The organism is Providencia rettgeri (assembly GCF_041075285.1).
Lineage (GTDB): Bacteria > Pseudomonadota > Gammaproteobacteria > Enterobacterales > Enterobacteriaceae > Providencia > Providencia rettgeri_G.
In genome coordinates this window covers 3,884,072-3,904,220 of the sequence record NZ_CP163512.1, presented here as the reverse complement: position 1 = coordinate 3,904,220, position 20,149 = coordinate 3,884,072, and the positions used below count along the sequence as shown (strand labels likewise).

The following is a 20,149-nucleotide window of genomic DNA, read 5'->3' as shown; positions in this document are numbered from 1 at the left end:
AATATTCTGGCGGTTCTTCTGTATGCTATCCTTAAGTTGCCACGATATTAAACCTGTTAACTCACAAATTTGAGGAGCAGCAAACTGTGAAATGGTTAATCAAATTTACCGCCTACGCACTTTTACTTCTGCTGCTGCTATTTATTGCTGCTTATATTGGCTTGCAAACTCGCTGGGGTGCAGCCTATTCCAGCCAATTTCTTAGCAAATTTACCCCCTACGATATCCATGTCGGGATCATGGGGCATGAATTTTCCAATCCTGGCGAATTCATCTTTCAGGATGTAACATTAACTTCACAAAACAAAGCGTTATCCTTAGATGCACGCCAAATTGTGGTTGATGTGAATTGGCGCAATATTTTCAGTGGTACTGCTATTCGCCGCTTCGTCATCACACAAGGCGAGCTTTCAGCCACAATCTCACCTGAATCCCCCCCTCTTCCCATTTCTGCGGATATCCTACAATTTGAAAATAGCCAACTAACGCTAAAACAGGGGGATGACACCATTTTTGCCACTGGTTTTACTGGGGGGATCACCCCGTGGAAACCGAGTATTGATCATCCTTTTGGATATGGCGATTTTCGCTTTACCACCAACCAATTAAAAATCAATCAATTGTCATTCAAAAATGTCGCTCTGACTGGGAAGTTGCAAGAACAAGTTACTGAAATCAGCAAAGCCAGTGCATACCTGAACAACGGCTATATTGCAGGTGAAGGTAAAGTGTTTGCTGATGGCTCAATCACCATTGATTCTCTGGCAATGAATAAAGTCGGTTGGGAAAATGAGGTAGGTTTCGATGCATTATTTGATGCAATTAACAGTGATAAAACTATTCAAATCAAAAATCTTGAGCTGACCAATGTCGATATTCAAGGAAAAGATTGGGCGCTATCAGGGCTGAGTACTGAAATCGATCAGCTCGGCTTTGTCAGAGGCAGTTGGACAAGCCCCAAAAGTAAAATCAGCTTCAATGTTGATCAGTTAGTCATGAAAGATCAACAACTCAGTACGCTAATCGGTGACTTGAATATTGATGGAGACAAGCTAAATATCAATAAATTATCCGGTTACTACAATAAAGGTGTGTTTAATTTAAGTGGCGCTTGGCAACGTAATGACCAGATCCTCACCATTAACGAAGGTAAATTAGGTGGCATTTTATATACTCTACCAGAAACATGGCTCACCTTTTTTGCCGAACCCGCACCTTCGTGGTTATCTGGCTTATCCATCAAAAAATTCACTGTCTCTCAATCGCTGTTGATGAACATCCAGCCAGAGTTTCCGTTCGAATTTACGGCACTGAGTGCCAATATCGAAGGTATTGACCTTATCAAGCAAAAACAGTGGGGGATTTGGAGTGGTAAGGCGACATTCAATGCAGATAGCGGCACAATTAATCAAGTTTTAGTCCGCCGCCCATTCTTAGAAGTTCGTCAAAGTGGAAAGTCTTCCGCAGCCGCCAGTTTGACCGTCAGTACCGAAAGAGGTATCAGTAAAATTGGTGTATTAGTGAAGCAAGAGCCGAAAAAAATGCCGTTTCTATTGCGAGCTTCAGGGTCGAATATTGATTTAATCGATTTAAATCAATGGGGATGGTCGGGTTTTCCCGCACAAGTTATTGGGGATTTTGATGCGACATTGCAAGGGGACTTCCTTGCACCTTCATTTGTAAAAAGCTTAAATGGCGAACTCATGGCAGTCCCCCTTCAAGGTAAACGCCTATACCGCACGGTAGCCAAAGGCGTCGTGACCTCTTCGATAGAAACACCAGAAGAAACACAAAATATGCAAACAACGCCTACGCCACAAGACATTATATCAGAAGCGACACAAGCTCCCGTCTTAGTCCCCCAATAATCAAAAAGGCAGGTCACTTGACCTGCCCTCTTAATATTATTGAGTCCGTAATATTCTGTACTACTTTGTTTTCTCCACAGGCAACACCATATAGACACCACTAAAAATCGCACCAACTTGGTTATTGGGATTACTGACTTCCACTTTCAGTTTAACCCGAGCTCGACTCCCCCGCGCTAAGCGATCAAGATCACCACTCATGTTTGCTAAATCGGCAATCGCTGTCGGCCTGCCACTAACAGGCTTACCGTAACGGATATTCGCATCCACTAACACGATATCACCACCAAGCTGGTGTTCTTGCATTAACAACCAAATCAATCCCCAGCCAGTTAATGTGGCTAATGAAAATTGGCTACCTGCAAAAATGGTTTCATGGGGGTTTTGATTGCCGGCTTCTGGCATCGTTGTAATAAAACGGGTTCCCGTATATTGTTCGATGCGCACCCCCATTTTTTCGCTTAATGGAATATATTTATGCCACGCCTGTTGCAATTCACCACACCAATCGGGACGATGCAAAATTTGGTCTAGGGTTTCAATTGGCTTGATCATTAAATAATGACGCACTGGCGTTTTAAGCTGCCCAGCCACTTGCCCTCGGTTTTCAAAACCCATCTTATTAAAGAAAGGAACCGCCTCTTCGCGCACACTGGAAACAATTCGTTTTACGCCTTCTTGCCGCGCAACCGATTCCAGCGCCATAATAATCAGTTTGCCCAGCCCTTTACCTTGCATTGCAGGATCGACTGCGAGAAAACGAATTGCGCCTTCGTTATCGGCATTAATATATAAACGACCTATCGCCAAAATGCGGTTTTTATCATCCACAACCATTTGATGGTGGGCGGTTAGATCATAACCATCTTTTTCAGAGCCAAGGGGTTGATTGAACGGTTTTCGCAACATTTCCCAACGAAAGTGGTAGTAAGTCGCAAATTCAATTTCATCTTTCGGTGTACGTAAATGGTACATCGGTTCCCCCTTTAAAAATGGAATCACACTTGCAGCCAAAAGGTCACGGGGCCATCATTGGTTAAGCTGACTTGCATATCGGCGGCAAATTGCCCCGTTTCAGTCGTGACGCCCTGCTGGCGACTTTGCTCAACAAAATATTGATACAACTTATCTGCTTTTTCAGGCTCTGCGCCACCAGAGAAGCTCGGTCTCATGCCTTTTTTGGTATCCGCCGCTAACGTAAATTGTGAAACAACAAGTAAGCTGCCTCCCGCTTGCTGAACATTCAGGTTCATTTTCCCTTGCTCATCGCTAAAAATACGGTAGCCCAGCACCTTTTCACATAACCGTTTTGCTTTTTGCTCGTCATCGTCTTTTTCGACGCCAAGCAAAACCAATAAACCTGAGCCTATTTGCCCAACCGTTTGTTCATCAACAACCACACTCGCATGAGTGACTCTCTGGATTAATGCAATCATGATTACTCTGCACAAAAAGATGGAGCAACGTTAACCGTTACTCCACTATCAAAATCAATGTGTTATTCAACTTCAGCACTAAAGTCGTAAGTACGGAAATATTCAGGAACGGTGTCTTTACTCAAGACATGGACACTTTTGATCCCAAGTGCCTCAGCCGCTTTTACGTTCTCTTCTACATCATCGAAGAAAATCGCATCTGCCGCGTCAAACTCTTCTGATTGCAGAACGTATTTGAAGATTTCAGGATCTGGCTTACGCATACCTAAATCTTGGGATAAATAAAGAAAATCGGAGGAAGCTGCAATTTCAGGGTAGTGTTCTGGCCAGTAGTCTAAATGTAGACGGTTAGTATTCGATAAGACGACGACACGGTGCCCTTGCTCACGCAGGCGCTCCATAATATCAATAACTTCGGGCCTTAACGAAATGAAAATAGCGTGCCAGCCTTCAGCAAAGTCTTCAAAGCTTAGAGTGATCCCCATTTCTTCACAAAGTAGCTCAGCAAACTCTATATCTGAAATTTTTCCACACTCATGTAATTGAAAGATATTGCCAAAAGTAAACCGTGACTTGATTTCTTCACTTGGCGTACCGCTCAGTTCAGACCATTTATCAAACACACGATTAAAGTCGATATCAATAATCACATTACCCATATCGAAGATATACAGCATAAATTTTCCTCTTTGTTATTCACTAAATTTACTTTAATCATTATTCGTCCAACTGAACAGCCCTAATTAGTGATAATTCACGTTATTTTGTCAATTTATCGATTGAGCAGGACTTAGGTATTAGTGAGATAACCTATTCTTACAACTCTGTTTAAGTAACCTCAATAGATCACCAACCACCAATGAGTAATATATAACTCAATTTAGCTTGATACACTTATTTATGAGTGATATAATACTCAATCATGATGATCAATCTCTTTTTAAGAGGGAGCCGTATTGTGGATAATTTAGAAAAAATAACTATTGAAGCATACATTGATCAAAACTGGGTGAATATCGCATCAATTGAATTTTCAACTAACTTTGATTTATCAAGAATTAGCTATGACTTTGAATATTCTTTAAATCACTTTGACTCCTGTGATAATTATGCTGTTTCAATTAATAATCCAGTCCAATTATTTCCATATGATTTTAATAAAGAAAATCATTTTTTAGATGACTTAATTCCCAGTGGTGCAAGTCGCCGTTTTTGGGTCCAACACCTTGATATAAAAAGTTTAAGCTATAACGCTCAAAACTTTATCTTACTTAAATATGCAACCGCAGCACCTATTGGTAATTTACGTGTTCGGGAATCAATTAATCGCCAATTTAAAAATAGAGAGATTTTTTTTAAGCTAAGTGATGTAACAGAAAGAACCTCTGACTTTTTAGATTATGCCAATGAAAAAGGGGGGGTTGCAGGAGGTGCTACAGGGGCGGGAGGGGAAGCCCCCAAACTGCTGCTTCGTTATGCCGACGATGACCATATCTGGGTTGACTATTATCAAGATTATTCATATCGACCTGATGATCTTGCCTATTTAGTAAAATATCCAAGAGGAAGCCGCAGTGAAATTGATTGCGATATCCTCCGAACGGAATACCATTATTATCATGAATTAGAATCTCTCGGATTTGATACCATCAAAACACCAACGATGAAGCTCCTTGAAAATAGTAATCAAGTGCCTTCTTTGTGGCTCCCTCGATTTGATATACAGCGTTCAAACAGTGAGACCTACAAACTATCTGTACAATCTGTCTATTCTATTCTCAATATGGGGCCAGGCTCTGCTCTACATAATGAAAAAATGATCAGGGACTTACTTCAAATCATCGAAAGAAGTAATATTAAGCCTCTATTTACTCGGGAAGAATATATAACAGAATGGATAAATAGAGACTTATTAAATGTTATTTTTGGTAATAGCGACAATCATGGGAGAAACACCGCTTTTCTTCTGTTTAATAACCAAATAAAATTTGCGCCAATTTATGACTTTGCTCCCATGAAGGCCGACCCTGAAGGTATTCCTCGAACTGCAAAATGGTCTGTACAATATGAACAAGGTGGGAGTTTTGATTATATTGGCATCGCACAATCTTTTTCCGATCTAGCTGATACAAACATCATTATTGAAAATATAAAAATGACTGCTGAAAAGTTAGTGGGTCTTAAAGAACGATTAAGGGATAGAGGGGTTCCTGAACGTATCCTTGATATGCCTACATTTGGATTTGATTTTATCCCTGAGAAATTAGCAAAGTGGGGGTTACTGTGAAAGATAAAAAATTAGAAATGTTCGAAGAAATTCAAAAAATTAAAGAGAGAGAACAAAGACAATTTATTAATCAAAACAGAAAATACCAAATAAACTCCGAATTAAGCAAAATAGACTATCAAAATATTAGGCTGGAACACCAGTTAAAAATCATAGATAGTGAGGAGAAATTAATAAATAATAAACTCGCTCAAATAAAGAAAAATTGTTCTCAAATAAGTGCAAGCATAGCCTCATCAAGCGCTCATGGATTGAATACACTCAACTTAGACGATAACTTAACTAAGTTAGAAAACCAAGAACTTCGTTTTTATGAACGATTAAAACATTTGAATAATCAAAAAACTGAGTTAATTCAATTATCAAATAAATTAAAGTTAAGGCAACTTGAAATTATTAGTGCACTTGATAGCAGCGCAGAAAAAGAGGTGGAGACGAAAAATTACACTATAAAAAAAACCAAGAACGAAACATCACCTAATTTTTCAACACTCACTAAAGAAGATAAAGAAATCTACCTTCTAAAAGTTAGTAGAGATTTATTTCTAAATAATATTACGATTGGTAATGCAATAAAAAAACTCAGAACCAATATATTGAAAATTAATCAAGAACAATTTGCTAAACTTGTTGGTGTGTCACGAAAAACAATCTCTGACATTGAGAATAACCGAGGGAATTTATCAATTGAAACCCTTAGTGCTATAGCGAGACCTTTTAATTTGAGGCTAGCGCTCTTACCGACATCCTCAGCAACATTAGAAAAACTTCTCGATACACATTAAAAATAAAGGCCCAACAGAATACACTGTGGGGCCTTTCATATTTTAATAGAACATTAAACTATCATGTTCTATTCTTTAACAAAAATTAGTCTTCTTTAGAACGATTTGCACGGCGGCGATCGTTCTCAGTCAGGTGACGTTTACGCAGACGGATAGACTGCGGAGTCACTTCAACTAATTCGTCATCATCAATAAACTCAAGCGCTTGCTCCAGAGTCATTTTAATTGGTGGTGACAGTGTTGTTGCTTCATCTGTACCTGACGCACGCATGTTAGTCAGTTTTTTACCGGTTAAGCAGTTAACGGTTAAGTCATTAGAACGTGAGTGAATACCAATAATTTGGCCTTCATACACTTCTGCACCGTGACCTAAGAACAACTTACCGCGATCTTGCAAGCTATACAGTGCGTAAGCAACCGCTTTACCTTGACCGTTAGAGATCAGAACACCGTTTTGACGACCACCGATTTCGCCTGGGCGAACATCATCATAATGGCTGAATGTTGAATACAGTAAGCCAGTACCTGATGTCATCGTCATAAATTCAGTACGGAAACCAATCAAACCACGACTTGGAATGATGTAGTCTAAACGTACACGACCTTTACCGTCCGGCATCATATCACGCAGGTCACCTTTACGCTCACCTAACGCTTTCATCACATCGCCTTGGTGCTGCTCTTCAACATCTAACGTCACTTGCTCGAATGGCTCTTGCTTACGACCATCAACCTCACGATAAATAACTTTTGGACGAGATACGGCTAATTCGAAGCCTTCACGACGCATATTTTCGATCAGAACAGATAAGTGCAGCTCACCACGACCAGATACACGGAATGCATCAGGGTCTTGAGTTTCTTCAACACGTAGCGCAACGTTGTGAACCAGTTCTTTATTCAAGCGGTCAAGGATTTGACGTGAAGTCACGAATTTACCTTCTTTACCACAGAAAGGTGAGGTGTTAACACAATAGAACATGCTAACAGTTGGCTCATCAACGGCTAATGCTGGTAGCGCTTCAACACTACCCACTTGGCAGATGGTGTCAGAGATATTCAGTTCACCTAAACCTGTCAGTGCGACAATATCGCCCGCTTCAGCTTGTTGTGAATCAATACGCTCTAAACCTAAGTGGGTTAGCACTTTACCAATTTTACCGTTACGAGTATTACCTTCGCTATCGATAACAGTCACTTGCTGGTTTGGCTTAACCACACCACGTTTGATACGACCGATACCAATAACACCTAAGTAGCTGTTGTAATCCAACTGCGAAACTTGCATTTGGAATGGACCATCCAGATCAACTTTTGGTGGTTCAACGTGTTCTACGATAGCTTCGTAGAGTGGGGTCATGTCTTCAGCCATTTCAGTATGGTCAAGACCTGCAATACCGTTTAATGCTGATGCATAAACGATAGGGAAATCGAGCTGCTCATCCGTTGCGCCTAAGTTCACGAATAAGTCGAATACTTGGTCTACAACCCAATCAGGGCGTGCACCTGGACGGTCAACTTTGTTGATAACAACAATTGGACGTAAACCATGGTCGAACGCCTTTTGCGTAACGAAACGCGTTTGTGGCATTGGACCATCCATTGCATCAACAACCAGTAGAACGCAGTCAACCATAGACATTACGCGTTCAACCTCACCACCGAAATCGGCGTGACCTGGGGTGTCTACGATATTGATGTGATAACCATTCCATTGGATAGCGGTATTTTTAGCAAGAATGGTAATACCACGCTCTTTCTCCAAGTCGTTGGAGTCCATAACACGCTCATCGACAGTTTCACGTTCGCCGAACGTACCTGACTGTTGCAATAATTTACCAACCAGTGTTGTCTTGCCATGGTCAACGTGAGCGATGATGGCGATGTTTCTTAAGTTTTGAATTGACAAGGATTTTTACCGTTTAATTGACAGGAAAGGAATATGTTTTTTGCGGTATTTTAATTACCCAAACATACTTTCTACGTTAATTTGCTGTTATTTTACACGTTTTTCCGCACAAGTGGAATAAATGTGAAACCCATCACTGTATAAAAAGTTTTTAACGAAAAAACATTCAGTTGCGTAACAGTGCCAGATTCCCCCACAAAATAATGAGCATCATCTCTGCGAAACCACGAAGTAGCAGGATAATACGCTAAAAACACGATATTAGCAGCCCCAAAAAAGAATAAAAAATGGACTTTGTTTTGTAGCCGCCATTTTTAATGTCTTTTTGCGTCATTTAGATATATCTAAATTGACTAATTAGATATATCTAAATATAGTGAAACAATAAAATAAATTCGATATATCTAAAGTTATAAACTAAGGAGTCACTATATGCTAATTAAATCTTGTCGTCATGTATATTATGCGCATCATGACGAAAATCAACGCGGCCACCGCGATGGCTGTTGCCATGGCGAAGAGCGTGATGGGTATAATGAACGCCGCCATGGTCATGGTGAATGTTGCCACGATGATCATTATCATAGCGAGAGTCGTCATGGGCACGGACGCGGTGAGCGTTGCCACGGCAGAGGTCGTCATGGTCATAGACACGATGAGTGTTGCCACGGTGAACACCGTCATGAGCACGGAGACGAACGCCAAAGAGGTCGAGGAAGAGGCAAAGGTCTACGCCGCTTATTCGACCATGGCGATCTTCACATTATGGTTCTTTCATTAGTGGCGAAAAAACCGAGCTACGGCTACGAAATTATCAAAGACATTCAAGAAGCCTCAAACGGCCTCTATATCCCAAGCCCGGGTGTTATTTACCCAACACTAACACTATTAGAGGAACAAGGCTTTTTAGAGTCTCAAATTATTGAACGCAATCGCAAAAGCTTTACGATTACGCCAGAAGGTGCAGCCCATTTAGCACAGAATAAAGAGACTGAGGCCGTAATTGCACGCAAATTTGCAAAAGCACGTGATATGCAACAAGGCGGTAATTTAGCAGAGGATATTGAAATGGCAGTCAGCCGTTTTAAAGCTCTATTGCGCCATAAAATGGTTCTAAAGCAACTCAATGAAGAACAAACTCGTCAAATCGCTTCTATCATCAATGATGCTGTGAAACAAATTGAAGAAGTAAATACATTACTAACCAATAGTGATGATGAATAACCTCTCCTTGCTCGTTAAATAATGTCAACTCAGTCAGCTTTGGGCTTATAATAAAACACAAAGCTGACTCTTCACTCCATTAAACCGCCATTATGCACCAAATTAGTGCAATCCAAACCTTGGGGGCACCAAAATAGTGCAATTCGCGCTCAATTTTAATTCAATCAACTGACATATCTTCGTAACAATCAGTATTTACTCTCTTTTTAAAAGTTGGCACGCTTTTCGCTTATTGTATTTATAGTGAGCGAGCAATGTGCATTAATTATGGTTAATCGCCGCTGCCACGCCAGACAAACCAACAGACGCCTACAACCTACAATTAGGTGTTTTGTTGATTAGACCCGACCAGGAGAGCCGAGAATGTCCGCTGAACATGTTTTATCGTTAATTAAAGAGCACAATGTAAGATTTATTGATCTGCGTTTTACCGACACAAAAGGTAAAGAGCAACATATCACTATCCCTGCTCACCAAGTTGACGAAGACTTCTTTGAAGAAGGTCAGATGTTCGATGGTTCATCTATTGGTGGCTGGAAAGGCATCAACGAATCTGACATGGTATTGATGCCAGATGCATCAACCGCAATGTTAGATCCCTTCTTTGCTGATGTAACCTTAATTATCCGTTGCGATATTTTAGAGCCGGGTACGATGCAAGGTTATGACAGAGACCCTCGTTCAATTTCCAAACGTGCAGAAGATTTCCTGCGCTCAAGCGGTATCGCTGACATCGTATTATTTGGCCCAGAACCTGAATTCTTCGTTTTTGACGATATTCGTTTTGGCAATAATATGCACGGCAGTTACTACCATATCGATGATATCGAAGGCGCATGGAACAGTGGCACTAAATACGAAGGGGGTAACAAAGGTCATCGTCCAGCAGTTAAAGGGGGTTACTTCCCAGTGCCGCCTGTTGACTCGTCACAAGACCTGCGTTCTGCAATGTGTACCACAATGGAAGAGATGGGCTTAGTGGTTGAAGCTCACCACCATGAGGTCGCAACCGCAGGCCAAAACGAAGTGGCTACCCGCTTTAATACCATGACCAAAAAAGCGGATGAAACTCAGATTTATAAATATGTTGTTCATAATGTGGCTCATGCATACGGCAAAACAGCCACCTTTATGCCGAAACCATTAGTGGGTGATAACGGTTCAGGTATGCACTGCCATATGTCTTTATCAAAAGATGGTGTAAACCTGTTTGCAGGTGATAAATACGGCGGTTTATCTGAAATGGCGCTGTACTACATTGGCGGTATTATTAAACATGCACGTGCACTGAACGCATTTACTAACCCAACAACCAATTCATATAAACGTTTAGTTCCGGGTTTTGAAGCGCCAGTGATGTTGGCTTACTCTGCGCGTAACCGTTCTGCGTCTATTCGTATTCCGGTGGTTGCAAGCACCAAAGCACGTCGAATTGAAGTCCGTTTCCCAGATCCTGCGGCTAACCCATATTTAGCGTTTGCAGCCCAGTTAATGGCGGGTCTTGATGGCATCATCAATAAAATTCACCCAGGTGATGCAATGGACAAAAACTTATATGACTTACCACCAGAAGAAGCGAAAGAGATCCCAACCGTTTCAGGCTCGTTAGATGAAGCGCTGGCTGAACTGGATAAAGATCGCGAATTCTTAACTCGTGGTGGTGTGTTCACCAATGACGCTATTGATGCGTATATTGAATTAACCCGTGCCGACATCCAACGTGTTCGTATGGCACCACACCCTCTCGAATTTGAAATGTACTACAGTGTGTAACACGCCGTTCCACTGATAGTCTTTGTTGCCGTGAAGCACTTGCCCCATCTTTCGATGGGGCCTTTTCTCTCTACTGCACCAAAGAAACAAAAATCGATTATCGATTGTTTGGTCCATCAGGTATAATGCACCAAAATAGTGCAGGAGCAACATTACATGAAAACCGAACATTTGCCAGCACCAGAACAGATCCTCGACTCTCTCATTAATAGCGTACTTATTTTGGATTATGATTTGGTTATTCATTACGCCAATCATGCTGCACTGCAAATTCTAACCCAAAGTCAGCGCAAGCTATACGGAACCCCTTTCCCACTCTTATTTAGCTACTGTTCTCTCAATGATGAATTGCTGCTAACTAGCTTAAAAGAAGGTCACAGTTTTACTGAAAATGAAGTCACATTGGTGTTTAATAACCATTCTCACGTAATGTCGTTCAGCGCGCAGCCTTTTTCAGAACAATTTATTTTAGTTGAGTTATCTCAATTAGATAGCCAACGACGCCTTAGCCAAGAATTAGCTCAAAATGCGCAGCAACTTGCCGCCCGTGAACTGATCCGTGGGCTAGCGCACGAAATAAAAAACCCTCTTGGTGGATTGCGCGGGGCTGCACAGTTGTTATCTAAAGCGCTGCCTGATACACAGTTAAATGAATATACTCAAGTCATTATCGAACAAGCTGACCGCTTAAGGGCCTTGGTCGATAGATTACTTGGGCCGCAGTATCCCGGCCCTAAAACCCAGCAAAGCATCCACCATATTATGGAAAATGTGACACGCTTGGTTTCACTGGAAAAACCCGATAATGTCACTTTAATTCGTGACTATGACCCCAGTTTGCCCGATCTGGAATATTACCCCGATCAAATTGAACAGGTTTTATTGAATATCACCCGCAATGCTTTACAAGCCCTTGGTGAAGCTGGGGGTTATATTACGTTGCGCACACGCACAGCTTTTCACGTCATGCTACAAGGAGAGCGTTATCGGTTAGCGGCTCGTATTGATATTGAAGATAACGGCCCTGGTATTCCATTAGCCATCCAAGATACCCTTTTCTACCCAATGGTCAGTGGGCGACCTGATGGGACAGGGCTTGGTTTGTCGATCGCTCGAAGCTTAGTTGATCAACATGCAGGGAAAATCGAGTTTACCAGTTGGCCGGGGCACACTGAGTTTTCTATTTATCTACCCATCAAAAAATAGGGGATAACCATGTCACAGGGAAAAATTTGGGTCGTCGATGATGACAGTTCCATTCGCTGGGTTTTAGAGCGCGCACTGAATAATGCGGAATTTGTCTGTACTTGCTTTGACAGTGCCGATGCGGTACTTGCCGCCTTAGAAAACTCACTCCCTGACGTTTTGTTATCTGATATTCGTATGCCCGGCACAAGCGGTATTGAGCTACTGAATACGATTAAGCAATCGCACCCGCTGTTACCAATCATTATCATGACCGCCCATTCCGATCTTGATGCTGCCGTAAATGCCTATCAATCAGGTGCATTTGATTATCTACCCAAACCGTTTGATATTGATGAAACTGTCGCATTAGTTGAACGGGCACTTAATCATAGCCGTGAACAAAACCACACTGGCCGTGAAACAAAACAAAAAGCCCCGATTGTTTCCTCAACCATGATTGGTGAAGCCCCTGCAATGCAGGAGGTATACCGCATTATTGGTCGTTTATCACGCTCTTCAATTAGCGTGCTCATTAACGGGGAGTCAGGAACAGGGAAAGAACTTGTTGCCCATGCTTTGCATCAACATAGCCCGCGGGTTAATGAGCCGTTTATTGCCCTGAATATGGCCGCTATTCCGAAGGATTTAATTGAATCAGAACTGTTTGGTCATGAAAAAGGGGCGTTTACTGGCGCCACTCAAGTTCGCCAAGGGCGTTTTGAACAAGCCAATCACGGGTCGTTATTTTTAGACGAAATTGGTGATATGCCTCTTGATGTACAAACTCGATTATTACGTGTTCTTGCTGAAGGACAATTTTATCGCATTGGCGGTTACACCCCCGTTAAAGTGGATGTGCGTATTATCGCAGCCACCCATCAAGATCTTGAAAAACGAGTGAAAGAAGGTTTATTTCGTGAAGACTTATTCCACCGATTAAATGTGATCCGAGTGCAGCTCCCCCCTTTGCGAGAACGTACAGAAGATATTCCGCGTCTTGCCCACTATTTTTTGCAAAATACCGCAAAAGAGCTCGGTGTGGAAAGCAAAGTGTTGCACCCAGATAGTGAAAAAATTTTGCAACGTTATTATTGGTCAGGGAATGTTCGCCAACTGGAAAACGTTTGCCGCTGGCTCACTGTCATGGCGGCAAGCCAAGAGATTTTACCGCAAGATTTGCCTGATGATTTGCTGGAAGAACAGCCGATACAAAATAGTGATGTAAATAAACCGAAAGCCATTATACCGGCCTCTACACCTTTACCAGTGCAGCAATCCAGTTCAGATGCTCAATGGTTTGAGTTATTGGAAAAATGGGCCGATCACGCATTCGCTGCTGGCAAAGTGGACTTATTAGCCCAGGCAGTACCACTATTCGAACGCACTTTGCTTAACTGCGCACTAAAACATACGGATGGACATAAACAAGAGGCCGCTCGCTTATTAGGCTGGGGGAGAAATACATTAACCCGTAAATTAAAAGAACTGGGAATTGAGTAGTTCACTACATCATTAGGTGTATTGAATTATCATTAATATGATTCAGTAAGAGGTAGAGAAAAAACTCTACTTCTTTTAGAGATCCTAAAAACAAACTTAATCATATCTGTTAATTAAGTTTCATTTTAAAACCAATCAACACCCTCTATTTCAGATACTCCAGACTCCAGTTTTATTTTTATATTGACCATTGAAATATGATGATACATTTAATGTAATACACTAATGATGTTTTTTGATAAAAACTCATGCCCTATTGATGCCAGCATAATTATTAAATATCCCCTCGACACATTATACGTAATATATAAAACACAAATAGCGAATAAAAACCAATTTAACTATTTAATTTTTATTTTAATTATGCCCCAGTTAATAAATTAAGGTTAAAGTTAATTTTTAAAAATATCTTTAACCCCTCGCCAACTCATAATGTAAAAAACAAACTAAACTTCTTGCAATTGTAAAAAACAAAACCATTAAACCTAAATTACTCGCATATTGTTTATTATCAAAATAAACGACAAAATATATAGCAATTGAGTGAATGGATACTTTTCATTTCTCAATACCATCAAATAATTTATTATCTTTGGAGAGTCATAAATGAAAAAAATACCTATGGTAGCGGTATGGAACCGGGTTCATTTCGTAGCCATTTAGCGTTTAGTTTTATCTACCGTTAATTAAGAATGGTAAATTCAAAATCTATTTTATTTTGATGCTCAATTAAAGACATCTAAAATATAGCTTGATCAACAAACAGGTGATTGAAGCAGAGTTGTTATTGTCACCTGAACAGCACTATGTTCTCTATAAGTAGGTTAATTGAACTTTATGATTGAAACCTAAAAAATAGCGTCGAAAATAGACATCTTCTTTACCCTTACTTTTTTACGCTATTGTTGTAGCCCGATTAACAATAATGAAAATATTTTTATATTCATAATAAAATTAGACCATACTATTTAGAGCAACTTTTTCCGAGGGTACAATACCAACTATTCTTTTTAGTCATTTATTTACTTTTTAAAACAATAAATAAATTTACCTTAAGATTAAAAACCCAAAAATCACATTATGCGAGAGGAATAAAATTTATAAATCACCAGGAAATTATTATTAGCTTTTTATTGTTATTTCACTTTAGTGAGATGAAAACAAAAAATCAAATCACTCTTATTTTATGATATAAATCCATTCTCTAACACATAATGTGTTTTCTATTTTAAATTCTCTAAATTTTAAATTTAATTACTATTTAACCCTGATTCACCACTGACTTGTTTATTTTTAAAAATAATCACAAAATACTCCACAATTGAGTAACGGGATATTTATCCTTTCTCAATACCATCAAATTAAATATATCCTTTGGAGATAAATGAATGAAAAAGAATGTCATCGCAACATTAATTGCGGCTTCATCTGTTTTTGCTATTAATAGTGCTCTTGCGGCTGACGGTACTATCGATTTTACTGGCGAAATTACTGACCAAGCATGTGAATTAGCAGCGGGCTCTGATGCATTAAAAGTGAACTTAGGTAAAGTGTCTAAAACAGCATTACCAAGTGCTGGCAGCACAGCCGCTGCAACTAAATTCACGATTAAATTAATTAACTGCCCAGCAACGGTCACTGCGGCCTCTGTGAAATTCGATGCGGATTCTTATTTAGGTGATGACACTGTTATCAAACTAAAACAAGAACCCGGCGTTGCAACAGGTGTGGGGATCCAAATTACAGATGATGTGAATACCGTCGTTCCGCTGTTTACTGCTTCTAAAGAATATCCATTACAACAGAACGTGGAAAATAATTTAGACTTTAGAGCGCGTTATATTGCCAAGTCTGGCACGGTGACGACGGGTCCAGCTAACGGCACAGCGACCTTCACAATCAATTATAACTAATTCGATTTTAAGGTTTAAATGGACTTAAACCTTATTTCTGCATGACTAGGTGGTAATATGAATCGCATAATTTGTTTTTTTATTTCTTTATTTTTATTCATTCAAACTGCCAGTGCTGGCGTCATTATTGGCGGCACACGCGTTATTTATAATGAAGGTAATAAAGATGTCAGTATCAGTGTCGAAAACCCAGATAAAATTCCCTATTTAATTCAATCGTGGATTGACAACATAGATGAAAAAAAACAATCAGACTTTACGATTACACCGCCATTATTTCGATTAAATGCCGATAAAACCAATGCGCTGCGTATCTTTTTAACCGCCAATACCTTACCGAAAGATAAAGAGTCTTTATTTTGGTTAAATATTAAAACTATTCCTGCGACTGAACGTACAGAGAATTCATTGCAGATCGCTTTTAAAACTCAGATGAAATTAATTTATCGCCCAGCAGCAATTAAAGATGTGAATTTTGAAGAACAACAGAAAAAACTGACATGGTCTAAATCCGGTAATCAATTAACCGTAAAAAACCCAACACCCTATTTTATGAATTTCCAGAGCATTACATTTAATGGCAAAAAAGCCAATGATGTCTCCTACGCGCCCCCTTTTTCTAGCGCCACCTTTGACATCAATGATAATGCCGCACACGGTACCGTAAAATGGGAAGTGATTAATGATTATGGCTCTGCCGCTGAGGCCTCTGAAGCGAAAATATAGCCCAAAATATTTTAGGTTGTGAACATGAAAATAAATAAAATATGTCTTAGCCTATTGCTTTATTTAGGCTATACCGTGTCTTTATACGCTGAAAATGCTGTTAGCAATAATAATGCTGAAGGGAAAACGTATTTTGATCCTGACTTTTTAGAGCTGCCAAATAATGAGACAGTAGATTTAACCCAATTTGAAAATAACCAACAATTAGCGGGTAGCTATTATGTCGATATTTATGTGAATACTAATTTAATTGGTGGCAAAAGCTTAAAGTTTGATAAAAATAGCGAAAATAAATTAACCCCTTGCTTAACATTGGGTGACCTAAAAAGTTTTGATATTAAAGTTGCGGATTATCCTGAATTACAAAATACACAAAATGGCTGCGTAAATTTAGCGATTATTCCTGATGCGAAAAGTAACTTTGACTTTGATTCACAGCGCCTCTATTTGAGTATTCCGCAAATCGCCCTAGCCAAAAACCCTCGGGGATATGTGGATTTAGCCGATATCGACAATGGGATCACCGCCTTACTGCTTAATTACAGTTACAGCGGGTCTAAAAACACCAACCGCAAAGGTGGTGACGATACGACATCAAATTACGTTAACCTGCGACCGGGCATTAATATCGGACCATGGCGTTTGCGTAACTACACCACCTGGTCAAATAGCACTAACCAATCAAGTAAATGGGATACTATTTACACCTATGCTTCTCGAGGGATTAACAGTTTAAAAAGCCAATTAACCCTTGGGGATAGCATATCGCCGTCTCAAGTATTTGATAGTGTACCATTTCGTGGGGCGCAACTTGCTACGGATGATGATATGTATCCCGAAAGCTTACGCGGTTACGCTCCTGTGGTACGTGGAATAGCGCGCAGTAATGCGCAAATCACCATCCGCCAAAACGGTTATACCATCTACCAAACGGATGTGGCTGCGGGACCATTCGAAATCAACGACCTGTACCCTACGGGGAGCAGCGGTGACCTGCATGTAACGATAAAAGAGTCGAATGGCAGCGAACAAGTGCAGATCGTGCCGTTTGCATCACTGCCCGTGTTACAACGTGAAGGTTATTTAGCCTACAGTGCCACTGCTGGTCAGTATCGCTCTTATGATAGCCATGTAGATAAAACCAAATTTGGCCAGTTTACCTTAGTTTATGGCCTCCCCTATGGCGTAACCGCCTATGGTGGTAGTCAGTTGAGTGAAGATTACCAATCCTATTCTGTGGGAGCAGGGCAAAACTTGGGCCGTTTTGGAGCCATCTCCATTGACGTCACACAATCTCACGCTAAGTTGCGCAATGACACCAAAGAGCGCGGGCAATCTTACCGTTTTCGCTACAACAAAAACCTGAATGATATCGGCACCAATATTGCGTTGGCAGGTTACCGCTATTCTACAGAAGGTTTCTACAGTTTAGCGGAGGTCTTTGATACCTTCCGTGATACCAGCTATGTGCCTGAAGTCGAACGCCGCCGCAATCGTGGTGAAATCACCTTAAGTCAAAACCTTGGGGATACTTACGGTTCAATTTCAGCGGGTTACATCAATGAAGACTATTGGAATAGTGACCGAAGAACACAGTCTGCCACACTGGGTTATAACAACAGTTGGCAAGGGATCAGTTACGGGCTGAACTATACCTATAACAAAAATACCAGCAGCTATTCATACACAACGGGAACGAAAAGCCAGAGTGATGAAGACCACTTATTCACCTTCTCAATTAATATTCCGTTTAACTTACTTGATGACACAGCCTACATCAACTTTGTCAGTAACCACAGTAGCCGCGACTCCAGCTCAGGCAGTATGGGCGTTTCTGCCTCACAGTTGAATAATCGATTGAATTGGAGTGTACAGCAAGGTTTTACCAATCAACAGCAAGGTACAACGGGCAATATGAATGCCTCTTATAAAGGACAATACGGCGAAGTATCAGGCGGAACAGGCTACAGCAAAGATAACTATAATCTCTATTACGGCGCAAACGGTAGCTTAGTCGCACACTCAGGCGGATTAGTGTTAGGGCAACAATTGGGAGAAACTGCCGCTATCGTCGAAATCCCGAATGCAGGGGATGTACCGATTATGAACCAAGCGGGAGTTGTGACCAATAACCAAGGTTATGCGTTAGTGCCGTACGTAACAGCCTATCGTAAGAACACCGTGGATATCGATACTTCAGCGTTACCCAATAATACTGAAATGGAGTTAACTAGCCAGACCGTGGCTCCTAGCCGTGGTGCGTTGGTTAAAGCTAGCTTTGCCGCCAATGTGGGATATCGCGCCATTATGCTGTTGACCTTTGCCGATGGTAAACCAGTGCCATTTGGCGCACAGGCCATATTTAACGATAACAGCCAATTAAATAGCCTTGTCGGTAATGACGGTGAAGTGTATTTATCCGGTTTAGCGGAAAGTGGCCATTTTATTGTTCAATATAATGATAAACAGCAATGCCAAGTCAATTATAACTTAGCGGGTATTTCGGATTATATGGGCTTATATAAAACCACTGCGGTTTGCCGATAATAAGGAATTAGGTTATGAAAAAATTGATTTATCAATCGATATTAGCGGCAGGATGTGTCTATTTATATTCAGGGTATGCGAATGCGGCTTGTACGCAAAATCCTAATTTTAGAAATATACAGGTGAATGTCCCTTCCGCAACCTATAACATTCAGTATGATGATACTACTGCGAGGGATCTTGGTTCATTCGATGTACGCTATTTATCAGCTGCATCAACAAATACTTATGGTGAGAATACCAGTTGTGGTAATTCCTATTTATATGGAAGCTTTGTTAACAGTTGGACGCCTAATAATTATATCGCTCCTTCAAATATACCTGGGATTGGCATTACTGTCGCAACAGGTGGGCTCGGTGGAAATTTTAACCGTCAATTAGGACCGCAGCCTGCGGGGCGATTAGGTTGGATTGTCTATGATACCATTTGGCACATTACAATCAAAAAAACTGGGCAAGTGACTAGCTCAGGATCGATTCGTTCAGGAAGCATTGCACAGCTAACCCAAACCAATACTGGAGTATCTGGTACATGGTATTTAACAACCCTGAATATGCCAGCTAATGCTATCCGTATCAATGTATTAAGCTGCTCATTAAAAAACTCAGTTCCCACCATTAACTTAGGCGATTGGTATGATACACAGTTCCCTGCTATTGGGAGCACCAGTACAGAAGTCGATATTCCCATTACATTGAGTTGCTTAGCCGGTACCAATATTAAGGCTACCGTAACTGCAACCAGCGGAACTGTTAATGCCACACAAGGGCAATTAGCCTTATCAGGGGCAGATAGAGCGACAGGCGTTGCCATACAACTGGTTGATCAAAATAACAATCCGATCCCTTTGGGAAGCAAGCGAACTATAAAAAATAATGCCGCCGCAGGTGATTATATATTTGGCTGGAAAGCGCGCTATATTAAAACCGCCGATAAAATAACCCCAGGCTCTGCCGATGGAACTGCGACAATTAATATTCGCTATGAATAGG

15 protein-coding genes are annotated in these 20,149 nt (G+C 40.7%); 11 read left to right on the top strand and 4 right to left on the bottom strand.

Going from position 1 to position 20,149, the window contains the following annotated elements; translation table 11 throughout:
* Nucleotides 1-86 precede the first annotated feature (86 nt).
* Entirely contained in the window at nt 87-1,868 is a 1,782-nt protein-coding gene (locus AB6N04_RS17945; protein ID WP_369309590.1) for an AsmA family protein, read from the top strand.
* Nucleotides 1,869-1,928: 60 nt separating this feature from the next.
* Here AB6N04_RS17945 and fabY read toward each other — a convergent pair whose 3' ends face one another.
* The 3 genes from fabY to yihX all read right to left on the bottom strand — a co-directional run bounded on the left by fabY (nt 1,929) and on the right by yihX (nt 3,981).
* Nucleotides 1,929-2,843, bottom strand: a complete 915-nt coding sequence (gene fabY / locus AB6N04_RS17940; protein WP_369309589.1) for a fatty acid biosynthesis protein FabY — start codon at nt 2,841-2,843, stop codon at nt 1,929-1,931.
* A gap of 23 nt (nt 2,844-2,866) precedes the next feature.
* Nucleotides 2,867-3,304 (bottom strand): D-aminoacyl-tRNA deacylase, encoded by a 438-nt coding sequence (gene dtd, locus AB6N04_RS17935; protein ID WP_369309588.1) that lies wholly within the window; start codon nt 3,302-3,304, stop codon nt 2,867-2,869.
* 62 nt (nt 3,305-3,366) lie between these two features.
* Nucleotides 3,367-3,981: a glucose-1-phosphatase gene (gene yihX / locus AB6N04_RS17930; protein WP_369309587.1), complete on the bottom strand. Its 615-nt coding sequence runs from the start codon at nt 3,979-3,981 to the stop codon at nt 3,367-3,369.
* A gap of 281 nt (nt 3,982-4,262) precedes the next feature.
* Here yihX and AB6N04_RS17925 point away from each other — a divergent pair, with 281 nt between their 5' ends.
* Nucleotides 4,263-5,591: a type II toxin-antitoxin system HipA family toxin gene (locus AB6N04_RS17925; protein ID WP_369309586.1), complete on the top strand. Its 1,329-nt coding sequence runs from the start codon at nt 4,263-4,265 to the stop codon at nt 5,589-5,591.
* Nucleotides 5,588-6,376, top strand: coding sequence for a helix-turn-helix transcriptional regulator (locus AB6N04_RS17920; RefSeq protein WP_369309585.1), 789 nt, complete (start codon nt 5,588-5,590; stop codon nt 6,374-6,376). The genes AB6N04_RS17925 and AB6N04_RS17920 overlap by 4 nt, the downstream gene beginning before the upstream one ends.
* 85 nt (nt 6,377-6,461) lie before the next feature.
* On the opposite strand, the gene typA is transcribed toward AB6N04_RS17920, so the two are convergent.
* A complete protein-coding gene (gene typA, locus AB6N04_RS17915) occupies nt 6,462-8,285 on the bottom strand; it encodes a ribosome-dependent GTPase TypA (protein ID WP_369309584.1) in 1,824 nt (607 codons plus the stop codon).
* 432 nt (nt 8,286-8,717) lie between these two features.
* Here typA and AB6N04_RS17910 point away from each other — a divergent pair, with 432 nt between their 5' ends.
* From AB6N04_RS17910 to AB6N04_RS17875, 8 genes are all read left to right on the top strand, one after another.
* A complete protein-coding gene (locus AB6N04_RS17910; protein WP_369309583.1) occupies nt 8,718-9,509 on the top strand; it encodes a PadR family transcriptional regulator in 792 nt (263 codons plus the stop codon).
* Between the two features lie 363 nt (nt 9,510-9,872).
* A complete protein-coding gene (gene glnA, locus AB6N04_RS17905; protein ID WP_369309582.1) occupies nt 9,873-11,282 on the top strand; it encodes a glutamate--ammonia ligase in 1,410 nt (469 codons plus the stop codon).
* Between the two features lie 156 nt (nt 11,283-11,438).
* Nucleotides 11,439-12,488 carry a nitrogen regulation protein NR(II) gene (gene glnL, locus AB6N04_RS17900; RefSeq protein ID WP_369309581.1) on the top strand — a complete coding sequence of 350 codons (1,050 nt, stop codon included), beginning with the start codon at nt 11,439-11,441 and terminating at the stop codon, nt 12,486-12,488.
* A 9-nt stretch (nt 12,489-12,497) separates the two neighbouring features.
* Nucleotides 12,498-13,970, top strand: coding sequence for a nitrogen regulation protein NR(I) (gene glnG, locus AB6N04_RS17895; RefSeq protein WP_369309580.1), 1,473 nt, complete (start codon nt 12,498-12,500; stop codon nt 13,968-13,970).
* Nucleotides 13,971-15,358: 1,388 nt separating this feature from the next.
* Complete coding sequence (locus tag AB6N04_RS17890; protein ID WP_369309579.1) at nt 15,359-15,883, top strand: fimbrial protein; 525 nt, start codon at nt 15,359-15,361, stop codon at nt 15,881-15,883.
* Nucleotides 15,884-15,940: 57 nt separating this feature from the next.
* On the top strand, nt 15,941-16,609 hold the full coding sequence (locus AB6N04_RS17885; protein ID WP_369309578.1) for a molecular chaperone: 669 nt from the start codon (nt 15,941-15,943) through the stop codon (nt 16,607-16,609).
* A 24-nt stretch (nt 16,610-16,633) separates the two neighbouring features.
* On the top strand, nt 16,634-19,156 hold the full coding sequence (locus AB6N04_RS17880; protein WP_369309577.1) for a fimbria/pilus outer membrane usher protein: 2,523 nt from the start codon (nt 16,634-16,636) through the stop codon (nt 19,154-19,156).
* A 14-nt stretch (nt 19,157-19,170) separates the two neighbouring features.
* Entirely contained in the window at nt 19,171-20,148 is a 978-nt protein-coding gene (locus tag AB6N04_RS17875) for a fimbrial protein (RefSeq protein ID WP_369309576.1), read from the top strand.
* Nucleotide 20,149: the final 1 nt, after the last annotated feature.

Coding starts and splice junctions, on each gene's coding strand:
- dtd (WP_369309588.1), bottom strand. CDS start 3,304: ATGATTGCATTAATCCAGAGAGTCACTCATGCGAGTGTGGTTGTTGAT.
- AB6N04_RS17880 (WP_369309577.1), top strand. CDS start 16,634: ATGAAAATAAATAAAATATGTCTTAGCCTATTGCTTTATTTAGGCTAT.
- glnA (WP_369309582.1), top strand. CDS start 9,873: ATGTCCGCTGAACATGTTTTATCGTTAATTAAAGAGCACAATGTAAGA.
- AB6N04_RS17890 (WP_369309579.1), top strand. CDS start 15,359: ATGAAAAAGAATGTCATCGCAACATTAATTGCGGCTTCATCTGTTTTT.
- AB6N04_RS17910 (WP_369309583.1), top strand. CDS start 8,718: ATGCTAATTAAATCTTGTCGTCATGTATATTATGCGCATCATGACGAA.
- AB6N04_RS17875 (WP_369309576.1), top strand. CDS start 19,171: ATGAAAAAATTGATTTATCAATCGATATTAGCGGCAGGATGTGTCTAT.
- fabY (WP_369309589.1), bottom strand. CDS start 2,843: ATGTACCATTTACGTACACCGAAAGATGAAATTGAATTTGCGACTTAC.
- glnL (WP_369309581.1), top strand. CDS start 11,439: ATGAAAACCGAACATTTGCCAGCACCAGAACAGATCCTCGACTCTCTC.
- AB6N04_RS17885 (WP_369309578.1), top strand. CDS start 15,941: ATGAATCGCATAATTTGTTTTTTTATTTCTTTATTTTTATTCATTCAA.
- glnG (WP_369309580.1), top strand. CDS start 12,498: ATGTCACAGGGAAAAATTTGGGTCGTCGATGATGACAGTTCCATTCGC.
- yihX (WP_369309587.1), bottom strand. CDS start 3,981: ATGCTGTATATCTTCGATATGGGTAATGTGATTATTGATATCGACTTT.